This is a genomic window from Streptomyces sp. NPDC101160 (assembly GCF_044768205.1).
Classification (GTDB): Bacteria; Actinomycetota; Actinomycetes; order Streptomycetales; family Streptomycetaceae; genus Streptomyces.
In genome coordinates this window covers 63,658-76,336 of record NZ_JBIWPJ010000004.1, presented here as the reverse complement: position 1 = coordinate 76,336, position 12,679 = coordinate 63,658, and the positions used below count along the sequence as shown (strand labels likewise).

General features: G+C 74.5%; 8 protein-coding genes. 6 read left to right on the top strand and 2 right to left on the bottom strand.

Features of this window, described 5'->3' with window-relative positions; all coding sequences use genetic code 11:
• Positions 1-18: 18 nt before the first annotated feature.
• Positions 19-1,353 carry a 4-aminobutyrate--2-oxoglutarate transaminase gene (gene gabT / locus ACIRSU_RS13365; RefSeq protein ID WP_403791611.1) on the bottom strand — a complete coding sequence of 445 codons (1,335 nt, stop codon included), beginning with the start codon at positions 1,351-1,353 and terminating at the stop codon, positions 19-21.
• Between the two features lie 276 nt (positions 1,354-1,629).
• Here gabT and ACIRSU_RS13360 point away from each other — a divergent pair, with 276 nt between their 5' ends.
• The 4 genes from ACIRSU_RS13360 (at position 1,630) to ACIRSU_RS13345 (ending at position 8,848) form a co-directional block, all read left to right on the top strand.
• On the top strand, positions 1,630-4,449 hold the full coding sequence (locus ACIRSU_RS13360; RefSeq protein ID WP_403791609.1) for an ATP/GTP-binding protein: 2,820 nt from the start codon (positions 1,630-1,632) through the stop codon (positions 4,447-4,449).
• Positions 4,450-4,541: 92 nt separating this feature from the next.
• Positions 4,542-6,113, top strand: a complete 1,572-nt coding sequence (locus tag ACIRSU_RS13355; RefSeq protein ID WP_403791607.1) for a PucR family transcriptional regulator — start codon at positions 4,542-4,544, stop codon at positions 6,111-6,113.
• Positions 6,114-6,203: 90 nt separating this feature from the next.
• Positions 6,204-7,166, top strand: a complete 963-nt coding sequence (locus tag ACIRSU_RS13350) for an EamA family transporter (protein WP_403791605.1) — start codon at positions 6,204-6,206, stop codon at positions 7,164-7,166.
• 236 nt (positions 7,167-7,402) lie between these two features.
• Positions 7,403-8,848, top strand: a complete 1,446-nt coding sequence (locus ACIRSU_RS13345; RefSeq protein ID WP_403791603.1) for an aldehyde dehydrogenase family protein — start codon at positions 7,403-7,405, stop codon at positions 8,846-8,848.
• 105 nt (positions 8,849-8,953) lie between these two features.
• Here the strand turns inward: ACIRSU_RS13345 and ACIRSU_RS13340 are convergent, their stop codons facing one another.
• Positions 8,954-9,256 carry a putative quinol monooxygenase gene (locus ACIRSU_RS13340; RefSeq protein ID WP_403791602.1) on the bottom strand — a complete coding sequence of 101 codons (303 nt, stop codon included), beginning with the start codon at positions 9,254-9,256 and terminating at the stop codon, positions 8,954-8,956.
• A 114-nt stretch (positions 9,257-9,370) separates the two neighbouring features.
• Here ACIRSU_RS13340 and ACIRSU_RS13335 point away from each other — a divergent pair, with 114 nt between their 5' ends.
• Together ACIRSU_RS13335 and aroA are read left to right on the top strand one after the other, a co-directional pair.
• Complete coding sequence (locus tag ACIRSU_RS13335; protein ID WP_403791600.1) at positions 9,371-11,299, top strand: acyl-CoA dehydrogenase family protein; 1,929 nt, start codon at positions 9,371-9,373, stop codon at positions 11,297-11,299.
• 99 nt (positions 11,300-11,398) lie between these two features.
• A complete protein-coding gene (aroA, locus tag ACIRSU_RS13330; protein ID WP_403791598.1) occupies positions 11,399-12,652 on the top strand; it encodes a 3-phosphoshikimate 1-carboxyvinyltransferase in 1,254 nt (417 codons plus the stop codon).
• Positions 12,653-12,679: the final 27 nt, after the last annotated feature.

Here is a 12,679-nt window from a genome sequence, read left to right as displayed (position 1 = left end):
GAAGACGCCGTCCGATCGTCAGATCGTGGCGAGCGCGGCCTCGATGACGTCCAGGCCCTCGTTGAGGAGGTCCTCGCCGATGACCAGCGGCGGCAGGAAGCGCAGCACGTTGCCGTAGGTGCCACAGGTCAGGACGAGCACGCCCTCGTTGTGGCAGTACTTGGCGAGCGCGGCGGCGGCCTCCGGGGCCGGCACCTTCGTCTCCGGGTCCTTCACCAGCTCGATGGCGATCATGGCGCCACGGCCACGGATGTCACCGATGACCGGGAACTTCTCCTGCATCGCGGTGAGGCGGCCCTTCATGACCTCCTCGATGCGCTTGGCCTTGCCGTTGAGGTCGAGCTCCTTCATGGTCTCGATGGCGCCCAGCGCACCGGCGCACGCGACCGGGTTGCCGCCGTAGGTGCCGCCGAGGCCGCCACCGTGCACGGAGTCCATGATCTCGGCGCGGCCGGTCACGGCGGCGAGCGGCAGACCGCCCGCGATGCCCTTGGCGGTGGTGATGAGGTCCGGGACGATGCCCTCGTCCTCGCAGGCGAACCACTGGCCGGTGCGGCAGAAGCCGGCCTGGATCTCGTCCGCGACGAAGACGATGCCGTTGTCGTTGGCGAACTTCACGATCGCCGGCAGGAAGCCCTTGGCCGGCTCGATGAAGCCGCCCTCGCCGAGGACCGGCTCGATGACGATCGCGGCGACGTTCTCGGCGCCGATCTGCTTGGTGATGTTGTCGATCGCCTGGGCGGCGGCCTCGGGGCCGCAGTTCTCGGCACCGGTGGGCCAGCGGTAGCCGTAGGCGACCGGGACGCGGTAGACCTCGGGCGCGAACGGGCCGAAGCCCTGCTTGTACGGCATGTTCTTCGCCGTCATGCCCATGGTGAGGTTGGTGCGGCCGTGGTAGCCGTGGTCGAAGACGACGACGGCCTGGCGCTTGGTGTACGAGCGGGCGATCTTGACGGCGTTCTCGACGGCCTCGGCGCCCGAGTTGAACAGCGCGGACTTCTTGGCGTGGTCGCCCGGGGTCAGCTCGGCGAGGGCCTCGCAGACCTCCACGTAACCCTCGTACGGGGTCACCATGAAACAGGTGTGGGTGAAGTCCTGCAGCTGCGCGGAGGCGCGGCGCACGACGGCCTCGGCGGAGGCGCCGACGGAGGTCACGGCGATGCCGGAACCGAAGTCGATCAGCAGGTTGCCGTCGACGTCCTCGATGATGCCGCCGCCGGCCCGCTTGGTGAACACCGGCAGCGTGGAGCCCACGCCACCGGCGACCGCGTCGAGACGGCGGGCCTGAAGCTCCTGCGACTTCGGGCCGGGGATGGCGGTGACGACGCGCCGCTCCTGCGGGACAGCGTTCATGCGGGGCTCCTGGGATGTTCTGGACGCTCTTGCGGGTTTCCTCCGCAGGCTAGGCGCGGGGAAGGGGGTCGGGCATGCGCCGATCGGGAGTGGTGGCGGGTGGCTCGTTGTCCGAGATGGACATGGTGGCTGCTTCCGCGGGGCTCGGCGGCGCGGGCCGGCGGACCGCCGGTGATCGGCCGAACGGGTGGGCGAAACCCCTCCGGGCGGGCCCGCGCCCACTAGATTGACGGTGGCACAGTTGCGGCGACCTGGCTGGTCAGGGGGCAGGGGTTCATGGAGACCGACGGCACGTACGAGTCGAGCGACACCCGGGGAACCGGAGCCGTCCCCCACCCGGCCGCACCGCCGCCGGGCGACCTGGCACCGGCCGCGCCGCAGGACGGCGGACTGCCTCCGGCCGCGCCGCAGGGCGGCGACCTGCCTCCGGCCGCGGCGCAGGGTGGCGACCTGCCCCCGGCCCCGCCGTCGGCCGGCGGCGTGCCGCCGTCCCGGCCGCAGGGGGGCGACCTGGCCCCGGCTCCGCCGTCGGCGGGCGGCGTGCCGCCGTCCCGGCCGCAGGCGGGCGAAGCGCCGTCGGCCCCGTCGCTCCCGGCCCGCCCACCGGCGCAGCCGGTCGTACCTCCGCCACCGGCGCACGCGCCCGGCGTTTCGCCGTCCGTCGTGCCGCCCGCGCCCGGGGCGTACGCGGGCGCGCCTTCGCCCGGCGCTCCCGCGGGGCCGGGCAGCCCACTCGCCGGCGGGCCCGCCGCCCCGGCGGCCGCGCCGCCCACCCACGCGCCCGGCGTTTCGCCGGCCGCCCCGCCGCGCGCGCCCGTCGCCGAGTGGCTGGACGCGCCGCGGCCGGAGGCCGGGCTCGGGGTGTGGCGGTTCCGGCATCTGCCCGCGCGGGGGGAGGAGGGCAGGCGCATGGCGCCCGTGACGCTTGTCGGGATGCTGATCCCGCTGGTCGTCGGGCTGCTCGTGTGGGCCGCGTGGCGCCGCGACGTCTTCCCGTACAAGGTCGAGATCCTGCTGCTCCTCACCCCGAAGGAGTGGTGGTACCCGCTCACCACCTCGCCCGTGGACTGGCACGGCCAGGCCGCCCGCGCGCTCTACGACAGCGCGTTCCTCGTGCTGCTCGTGTGCGCCGTCGGCTTCCTCGGCTCCTGGGGCAAGATCACCCGCCACTACCTGGACCGGTTCCGGCCGCCCGGCCGCGCCGCCCTCGCCGGGGTGATGGCGCTCGCCGCCCTCACCCTCGTCTGGCCCGAGGCGTTCGGCCTGGGCTGGGACCCGCTGCCCGTCGTGTCCGCCGTGCTCTCGCTGGTCGCCCTGGTCACCGGCGGGTTCGAGGTGTTCGCCTCGCCCGTCCTCGTCTACACCCTGTACGCGCTGATCACCGCCCTCGTCCTGTGGCCGTTCGCCCGCGTCGGCGACTGGGCCGGCCTGCTCCGTACCCACCGCGCCCGCAAGGCCCCCCAGCCGCAGACCGTCGCCGCCGGGCCCGTCCTGCCGCCCTCCCAGTGGCCCGAGCTCCGCGCGGCCGGTGAGCAGCGCGCCGCCGACGTGCTCGCCGCGGAGGTGGCCGGCGGGCGGATGAACGACGTCGACATCGCGCGCGTGCGGCGGGCCTGGGCGCAGTCCGCCCGGGACGGGATGCGCCGGGCCGCGCTCGTCGACGCGGTCGTCGAGCAGGGCGCCGCCGCGGCCGGCCACCCGTCCGGCGAGCGCGACCTGCCCGGCCGCCGCACCGCCGCCCACGACCTGCTCCTCGGCCAGGTCCGCGTCGGGCGGTACGCGCCCGCCGAGCGCACCCCCGCCGCCTACCACGGCGCCGGCCTCGCCCTCGACCCCGCGCTGCTCGGCACCTCGCTGCTGGCCGTCGGCCCGTCCGGATCCGGCAAGACCCGCGCCCTCGTCGCGCCCGTCGTCGAGTCGCTCGCCCTCCAGGCCCTCACCGGCGGCTGCGCCGTCGTCGCCGTCGGCGCGGCCGGGGCGCCGCTCGGCCCGGACGAGGCGTACGACGTCGTGATCCGCCTCGGCGACCCGGCCTCCCGGCACGACCTCGACCTGTACGCCGGGGCCACCGACCCGGACGAGGCCGCCGCGCTGCTCGCGGAGGGACTCGTCGGCGACATGCAGGGCGTCGAGACCCGGCGGGCCGCCACCGTGCTCGCGCAGCTCATCGGCCCCTACCGGGCCGCGCACGGGCGCTTCCCCACCGTCCCGGTGCTGCGCGAGCTCCTCGAGGCCCGCCCCGAGACCCTGCGGGACCTGCTCGACCGGCTCCCCGAGGACGGCGCCGCCACGGCCATGCGTCGCGAGCTGGAGTCGCGGATCCGGCAGGTCGGCACCGCGACCGACCTCGGCCCCGGGCTCGCCGACCGGCTCGCCGCGCTCGACCGGCCCGTCTTCGCCGGCTTCTTCGGCGGCGGCGGCGAGGACAACGCCTTCGCGCTGCGGGCCGTCGTACGGCACCCGATGCGGGTCCGCGTCAGCCTCCCGGAAGGCGCCCACGAGGAGGCCGCCCGGCTGCTCAACCGGCTGCTGCTCGCCCAGTTCCAGACCGTCGTACGGGACCGTCCGGGCCGGACCGAGGGCCCCGGGTCCCACTTCGCCTGCCTCGTCCTCGACGACGCGGCCGGCGCGCTCACCCCGGGGACCGTGCGCGGCCTGCAGCGGCTGCGCCCGCAGAACGCCGGCGTCGTGCTCGCCCTCCGTACCTTCGCCGAGGTCCCCGAGCCGCTGCACGGGCCGCTGCTCGCGGCCGTCGGCTGCCGGATGGCGTTCTCGGGCATCCCCACCTGGGACGGCCGGGCGTTCGCCGAGGCGTGGGGCACCGAACGGGTGGAGACCACCGAGGTCGCCCACCACACCGTCTTCGCCGACCAGCCGATGACCCGGGCCTTCCACGCGCTGCGCAAGCTGGTCACCGGCAAGGCCGTCACGACGGAGGCGGTGACCGTACGGGAGGTGGAGCGCGAGCGCTGGTCGGCCTCCGACCTTGCGCACGCCGTGCCGCCCGGGCACGCGGTCCTCTCGCTCACCGACGTGCGCGGGGAGCACACCCCGCCGCTCCTCGTGGACCTGCGGGACGCCGGCGCACGCGGCTGAGCGCGGGCTCCCGGCCGGGCTGGCAGAATCGGGGGCGCGCCGCTCCGACGGGCGGCGCGCCCTCCCCTCCCCTTAAGGTCCGACGGTCCCCAATGCCGCCCACCCTCGCTTCGCTCGTCCAGCACTCGGCGCTCAAACTCACCGTCCGCGCCGGTGAGGACCGCCTCGACACGCCCGTGCGCTGGGCGCACGTCAGCGAGCTCGCCGACCCCGTCCCCTACATGGAGGGCGGCGAACTGCTGCTCACCACCGCGCTCACCCTCGACGCCGAGGACCCCGAGGCGATGCGGCGCTACGTGCGGCGGCTGCTCGGCGCCGGAGTGGTCGGGCTCGGCTTCGCGGTCGGCGTCAACCACGAGGCCATTCCGGCGGCGCTGCTCGAAGCGGCCCGCGAGGAGCACCTGCCGCTGCTGGAAGTGCCGCGGCGGACGCCGTTCCTCGCCATCAGCAAGGCGGTGTCGGCGGCCATCGCCGCCGACCAGTACCGGGCCGTGACCGCCGGCTTCGAGGCGCAGCGCGAACTGACCCGGGCCGCGCTCGCCGAGGGGCCGGACGCCGTCGTCGCGCGGCTCGCGGCGCACGTGGACGGCTGGGCCGCGCTGTACGACACCTCCGGCACCGTCCTCGCCGTGTCGCCCGAATGGGCGGCGCGCCGGGCCGCCCGGCTCACCCCCGACGTCGAACGCCTCCGGGAACGGCCCGCGCCCGCCAGCGCCGTCGTCGGCGGCACCGACGACCGGGTCGAGCTCCAGTCGCTCGGCACCGGGCGGCGGGTGCGCGGGGCGCTCGCGGTCGGCACCGGCGCGCCCCTCGGCACCGCCGAGCGCTACGCCGTGCACTCCGCGATCGCGCTGCTCACGCTGACGACGGAGCGGTCCCGCTCGCTCCAGGCCGCCGAGCAGCGGCTCGGCGCGGCCGTGCTGCGGATGCTCCTCGCCGGGCAGCCCGACCACGCCCGCGCGGTGGCGGGTGATCTGTACGGCGGGCTGCTCGACGCCCCGTTCCGGCTGCTCATCGCCGAGCCGGCGACCACGGAGGCGGCGGCCCGGGAGGGCGAGACGCCGCTCGCGGTGTTCGCGGAGTCCCTGGAGGCCGCGGCGGCCCGGGCGGGCGAGTCCGTCCTCACCGTGCCGGACGGCCCGGAGGGCGGCGAACGGCTGGTCGTCCTGGCGGGCGACGGGGGAGCGGTGGTCACCGCGTGCGAGGCGTACGCCAACCGCGAGGCCGAGGAGACCGGACTCGTCGTCGGCCTCTCCGCCCCGACCGGCCCCATCGCCGCGTCCGCCGCCTACAAGCAGGCCGAGCAGGCCCTGTCGGTGGCCCGCCGCCGCGGCCGTTCCCTCGTAGAGCACGAGGAGCTCGCCGCCGGCTCGGTGCTCCCCCTCCTCGCCGACGACGCGGTCCGCGCCTTCGCCGACGGCCTGCTGCGCGCCCTCTACGAGCACGACGCCACGGGCCGCGGCGACCTCGTCGCCTCGCTGCGCGCCTGGCTCTCCCGCCACGGCCAGTGGGACGCGGCCGCCGCCGACCTGGGCGTCCACCGCCACACGCTGCGCTACCGGATGCGGCGCGTGGAGGAGATCCTGGGCCGCTCGCTGGACGACCCGGACGTGCGGATGGAGCTGTGGCTTGCGCTGAAGGCGACGGGGACGGGCACGGAGTAAGCGCTCGCGAGAGCACGAATTCCCTTGATCCTGCCCGATCCCGGGCAGATTTCTGGATCAACGGCCGCCGAAGCGCCTAATCTCCTGGTCATGACAAGCCCCGCCGCCGACGCCCCGGCTTCCAGGACCCAGCCCTCCGCTCCCCTCCCCACGGCCCCCGCGCCCCGCCGCATCCCCACCGCCGTCTGGGCCGCGCTCGCCATCGTCTACGTCGTGTGGGGCTCCACGTACCTCGCGATCCGGGTCGTGGTCGAGACGCTGCCGCCGTTCCTGTCGGCCGGGGCGCGGTTCGTGGTCGCCGGGCTCGTCCTGGCCGGGATCATCGCCTGGCGGCAGGGGATCGGGGCGCTCAAGGTGAGCCCACGGCATCTGGCGTCCGCCGCGGCGGTCGGCCTGCTGCTGCTCCTCGGCGGCAACATGTTCGTCGTGCTCGCCGAGATGTCCGTGCCGTCCGGGCTCGCCGCGCTGCTCATCGCCGTCGTGCCCGTGTTCGTGGTGCTGCTGAAAGCGCTGGCCGGGGAGCGGCCGACGGCGGGCGGGATCGTGGGGGTGCTGGTCGGGCTCGGCGGGCTCGCCGTCCTGACGCTGCCGGGGCTCAGCGGCGAGGTGAAGGTGAGCGGCGTGGTCCTGGTGATCGTCGGGGCCCTCAGCTGGTCCATCGGCTCCTTCTCGTCGTCCCGGCTGCCGATGCCCGCGAACCCCTTCGCCGCCAGCGTGTACGAGATGCTGGCCGGCGGCCTCGCCGGCCTCGGCGTCGGCCTGCTGCGCGGCGAGCAGCACGGCCTCGACCTGGCCGCGGTGTCCACCCGCTCCTGGGTGGGCCTCGCGTACCTGATCGTGTTCGGCTCGCTGATCGCCTTCACCGCGTACGCCTGGCTCCTGCAGACCGCGCCGCTCTCGCTCGTCGCCACCTACGCCTACGTGAACCCGGTCGTCGCCGTCGCCCTCGGCGCGCTGATCCTGAACGAGGCGCTGAGCTGGCCGATCGTCCTCGGCGGCGCGATCGTCGTGGTCGGGGTGGGTCTGATCGTCTCGACGGAGCGGCGCGGATGATCAACGGTCCCCTGCCCTGAGGGCCGTTCGAGCGGCCGACCCGGTGACCCGAAGCGGGCGGCCCTCCGCGTACGAACGCTGGTGAACGCCGACGCGCCGCCTGTCCGCTTCGGCCAAAGCGGACAGGAGCGCCCCGCACACCACTCCACACCGGACAAGCGTCCGGAAGCCCGCCCGGCCCTACGGTGTCACCAGAGCAACCGCTCGCACCCCGATACGGAAAGGGCCGGGACGCAATGACGACCACCCACGCCTTCTGGCTCGCCGGCCGTGAGGCCACCGGCGAAGCCGCCTTCGACGTCACGAACTCGTACGACGGACGTCTGGTCGGCAAGGTCAGCGTGCCCACCGAGGCCCAGGTCGAGGAGGCCGTCGCCGCCGCGCACGCCGTCGTCGACGAGTTCGCCGCGACCCCGGCGCACGTCCGCGCCGCCGCCCTCGACCACGTGTCGAAGCGGCTCGCCGAGCGCACCGAGGAGATCGCCCAGCTGATCTCCGCCGAGAACGGCAAGCCGATCAAGTGGGCCCGCGGCGAGGTCGGCCGTGCCGTGTCCGTGTTCCGCTTCGCCGCCGAGGAGGCGCGCCGCTGGAACGCCGGCGAGGCCCAGCGTCTCGACACCGAGGCCGGCGGCGTGGGCCGCCTCGCGCTGACCCGTCGTATCCCCAAGGGTGTCGTGCTCGGCATCGCGCCGTTCAACTTCCCGCTGAACCTCAGCGCCCACAAGGTCGCCCCGGCCATCGCCGTCGGCGCCCCGATCATCCTCAAGCCGGCCCCGTCGACCCCGATCTCCTCGCTGATCCTGGGCGAGATCCTGGCCGAGACCGACCTGCCGGCCGGCTCCTGGTCGATCCTGACCGTGCCGAACGACCGTATGCCCGCCCTGGTCCAGGACGAGCGCCTCCCGGTCATCTCCTTCACCGGCTCCGACACCGTCGGCTACGCCATCCAGCAGTCCGTGCCGCACAAGCACTGCACCCTGGAGCTCGGCGGCAACGCCGCCGCCGTCGTGCTGTCCGACTGGTCCTCCGAGGCCGACCTGGACTGGGCCGCGACCCGCATCGCGACCTTCTCCAACTACCAGGGCGGCCAGTCCTGCATCTCCGTGCAGCGCGTGATCGCCGACGCCTCCGTCTACGACCGCCTGCTGCCGAAGATCGTCGCCGCGGTCGAGGCCCAGGTCACCGGTGACCCGGCGGACGACGCCACCGACGTCGGCCCGCTCGTCGACGAGAACGCCGCCAAGCGCGTCGAGTCCTGGGTGGACGAGGCCGTCGCGGCCGGCGCCAAGCTGCTCGCCGGCGGCAAGCGCGAGGGCGCCACCTACGCCCCGACCGTCCTCACCGAGCTCCCGGCCGGCGTCACCCTGGCCCGCGCCGAGGTCTTCGGCCCGGTCCTCACGGTCACCAAGGTCGACGGCGAGGCCGAGGCGTTCGCCGCGGTCAACGACTCGGACTTCGGCCTCCAGGCGGGTGTCTTCACCCACGACCTGCAGACCGCCTTCCGCGCCCACCGCGCCCTCGAGGTCGGCGGCGTGATCGTCGGCGACGTCCCGTCCTACCGCGCCGACCAGATGCCGTACGGCGGCGCCAAGCGCTCCGGCGTGGGCCGCGAGGGCGTCAGGTTCGCCATGGACGACTACACCTACGAGCGGGTCATGGTCCTCACGGGCCTGGCGCTCTGATCTCGTAGCCACCCGTACGGAGCAACGACTCCGTACGCAACAGGCCGACGGCCCGAGCCCACTGTGCGGGGGCTCGGGCCGTCTCCTTTCCGGCCCGCGGGGCGGCTACGCCACCGGCTCGTCCACCAGCCGGAACGCCTCCGCCGGGCCCGCCCGGAAGGCCTTGTTCGCCACGGCCGCCTCCGCCATGTGCGGGGCCGCGTCATGCGCGGCGAGCGCCTCGGCCGAGGCCCAGCGCTCCAGGATGACGAACCGGTCCGGGTCGTCGGCGACCCGGTGCAGGTCGTACTGCAGGCACCCCTCCTCGGCGCGCACCAGCGGCGCGAGCCGCTCGAAGGCGGCCACCTGGTCGGCGCCCCGGCCGGGCAGCGTGGTGATGTGGACGACGAGCTTGATCGGCTGTGACATGCCGCGGACCCTAGCCGGGTCCGCACCCGCTCCGCTCGTCTTTCCGAACCCTGGGATATCGGGTACGACGGGGAGTAGCCCCATGCCCCGACGAGCGGCGAGGTGAGCCTCCTCATGTCCGCACCCACCCAGCGGCCCCCCAAGGTCAGCGAACGCGAGGCCCGGCAGGTCGCCGAGGCAGCGCGCGAGCAGGACTGGCGCAAACCCAGCTTCGCCAAGGAACTCTTCCTCGGCCGGTTCCGCCTTGACCTCATCCATCCGCACCCGCTGCCCGCCGACGAGGACGTCCGGCGCGGCGAGGCGTTCCTCGACCGGCTGCGCGCCTTCTGCCAGAGCGAGGTCGACGGCGCCCGCATCGAGCGCGAGGCCCGCATCCCCGACGAGACCATCGCCGGCCTGCGCCAACTCGGCGCCTTCGGGATGAAGATCGACCCGAAGTACGGCGGGCTCGGCCTCACCCAGCTGTACTACAACCGGGCCCTCGCCCTCGTCGGCTCGGTCAGCCCCGCGCTCGGCGCGCTGCTCTCGGCGCACCAGTCGATCGGCGTACCGCAGCCGCTGAAGATCTTCGGCACCCAGGAGCAGAAGGACGCCTTCCTGCCCCGGCTCGCCGCCGGCGCCATCTCCGCCTTCCTGCTCACCGAGCCCGACGTCGGCTCCGACCCCGCCCGGCTCGCCACCACCGCCGTCCCCGACGGCGACGACGCCTACCTCCTCGACGGCGTGAAGCTGTGGACCACCAACGGCGTCGTCGCCGACCTGCTCGTCGTCATGGCCCGCGTCCCCGCCTCCGAGGGCCACAAGGGCGGCATCACCGCCTTCGTCGTCGGGGCGGACTCGCCCGGCATCACCGTCGAGCACCGCAACGCCTTCATGGGCCTGCGCGGCCTGGAGAACGGCGTCACCCGCTTCCACCAGGTCAGGGTCCCGGCCGCGCAGCGCATCGGCCCCGAGGGTGCCGGCCTCAAGATCGCGCTGACCACCCTCAACACCGGCCGGCTCTCGCTGCCCGCCGCCTGCGCCGGCGCCGGCAAGTGGTGCCTGAAGATCGCCCGCGAATGGGCCGCCGAACGCGAGCAGTGGGGCAAGCCGGTCGCCCGGCACGAGGCCGTCGGCACCAAGATCTCCTTCATCGCCGCCACCGCCTTCGCCCTGGAGGCCGTCGTCGACCTCGCCTCCCAGATGGCCGACGAGGACCGCAACGACATCCGCATCGAGGCCGCCCTCGCCAAGCTGTACGGCTCCGAGATGTCATGGAAGATCGCCGACGAACTCGTCCAGATCCGCGGCGGCCGCGGCTACGAGACCGCCGACTCGCTCGCCGCCCGCGGCGAGCGCGCGGTCCCCGCCGAACAGCTCCTGCGCGACCTGCGCATCAACCGGATCTTCGAAGGCTCCACCGAGATCATGCACCTGCTGATCGCACGGGAGGCCGTCGACGCCCACCTCGCCGTCGCCGGCGACATCATCGACCCGGACAAGGCCCTCGCCGACAAGGCGAAGGCGGGCGCCCGGGCCGGCGGCTTCTACGCCCGCTGGCTGCCGCAGCTCGTCACCGGGCAGGGCCAACTGCCGGGTGCGTACGGGGAGTTCGGCGACCTCGCCGGCCACCTCAGGTACGTCGAGCGCGCCTCCCGCAAGCTCGCCCGCTCCACCTTCTACGCCATGTCCCGCTGGCAGGGGAAGATGGAGCTCAAGCAGGCGTTCCTCGGCCGGATCGTCGACATCGGCGCCGAACTCTTCGCGATGAGCGCCGCCTGCGTGCGCGCCGAACTCCTGCGCACCACCGGCGAGCACGGCCGCGAGGCCCACCAGCTCGCCGACGTCTTCTGCCGCCAGGCCCGGCTGCGGATCGCCGAGCTGTTCGGCCGGCTCTGGGCCAACACCGACGACGTGGACCGCAAGGTCGTCGACGGCGTGCTCGCCGGCGCGTACACCTGGCTGGAGGAGGGCATCCTCGACCCCAGCGACGACGGCCCCTGGATCGCCGACACCACCCCAGGACCGTCGACCAAGGAGAACGTGCACCGCCCGATCGCCTGACCGGCCCGAAGAGGACCGTCCTACAGAAGAACGTCAGGGTCCCGTCCAGTTTCCGGACGGGACCCCCGCCGTTCCGCCCGCCACGGCAGGATGACCGGCGTGACCGTCATCGACATCCCCGGCTCCAAGTCCGTCACCGCCCGCGCCCTCTTCCTCGCCGCCGCGGCCGCAGGCACCACCACCCTGCTCCGGCCGCTCCACTCCGACGACAGCGAAGGCTTCGTGGAGGGGCTCAAGGCCCTCGGCTACGCCGTACGCCAGGAGCCCGGCGCCTGGCACATCGAGGGCCGGCCCGCCGGGCCCGGGGTCGCCGAGGCCGACGTCTACTGCCGCGACGGCGCCACCACCGCCCGCTTCCTGCCCGCGCTCGCCGCCGCCGGGCACGGCACCTTCCGCTTCGACGCCTCCGCCCAGATGCGCCGCCGCCCGCTCGGCCCGCTCTCGACCGCGCTGCGCGAGCTCGGCGTCGACCTCGCGCACGGCGAGCGCGAGGGCCACCACCCGCTCACCGTCACCGGCCGCGGCATCAAGGGCGGCGCGCTCCGCCTCGACGCCGGCCAGTCCTCCCAGTACCTGACGGCGCTCCTCATGCTCGGCCCGCTCACCGCCGAGGGCCTCGCGATCACCGTCACGGACCTGGTCTCGGAGCCGTACGTCGAGATCACCCTCGCGATGATGCGGAGTTTCGGCGCCGAGATCACCCGCGAGGACGGCGCCGACGGCCGCACCCGTACGTACACCGTCGCGCCCACCGGCTACCGCGCCACCACCTACGCCATCGAACCGGACGCCTCCACCTCCTCGTACTTCTTCGCCGCGGCCGCCCTCGTCCCCGGCGCCGAGGTCACCGTCCCCGGCCTGGGCGCCGGCGCGCTCCAGGGCGACCTCGGCTTCGTCGACGTGCTGGCCCGCATGGGCGCCGACGTCACGGTCGCCGAGGACCGGACCACCGTCCGCTCCACCGGCACCCTGCGCGGCCTCACCGTCAACATGCGCGACATCTCCGACACCATGCCGACCCTCGCCGCCCTCGCCCCCTTCGCCGACGGGCCGGTCCGCATCGAGGACGTCGCCAACACCCGGGTCAAGGAGTGCGACCGGCTCGACGCCTGCGCCGAGAACCTGCGCCGGCTCGGCATCGACGTCGAGACCGGCCCCGACTGGATCGAGATCCGGCCCGGGACCCCGCGCGGACCGGTGGAGATCGCCACCCACGGCGACCACCGCATCGTGATGTCCTTCGCGGTCACCGCGCTGCGCACCCCCGGCGTGACCTACGACGACCCCGGCTGCGTGAAGAAGACCTTCCCGGACTTCCACCAGGTCTTCGGCGACTTCGCCCGGGGGCTGTGAAAGGCGCTCCGGCTTTGCGGCAACAAT

Bases quoted from the DNA above. Each gene is read 5' to 3' on its own strand.
- ACIRSU_RS13335 (WP_403791600.1), top strand. From the start codon at position 9,371: ATGTCCGCACCCACCCAGCGGCCCCCCAAGGTCAGCGAACGCGAGGCC.
- gabT (WP_403791611.1), bottom strand. From the start codon at position 1,353: ATGAACGCTGTCCCGCAGGAGCGGCGCGTCGTCACCGCCATCCCCGGC.
- ACIRSU_RS13345 (WP_403791603.1), top strand. From the start codon at position 7,403: ATGACGACCACCCACGCCTTCTGGCTCGCCGGCCGTGAGGCCACCGGC.
- ACIRSU_RS13340 (WP_403791602.1), bottom strand. From the start codon at position 9,256: ATGTCACAGCCGATCAAGCTCGTCGTCCACATCACCACGCTGCCCGGC.
- ACIRSU_RS13360 (WP_403791609.1), top strand. From the start codon at position 1,630: ATGGAGACCGACGGCACGTACGAGTCGAGCGACACCCGGGGAACCGGA.
- ACIRSU_RS13350 (WP_403791605.1), top strand. From the start codon at position 6,204: ATGACAAGCCCCGCCGCCGACGCCCCGGCTTCCAGGACCCAGCCCTCC.
- ACIRSU_RS13355 (WP_403791607.1), top strand. From the start codon at position 4,542: ATGCCGCCCACCCTCGCTTCGCTCGTCCAGCACTCGGCGCTCAAACTC.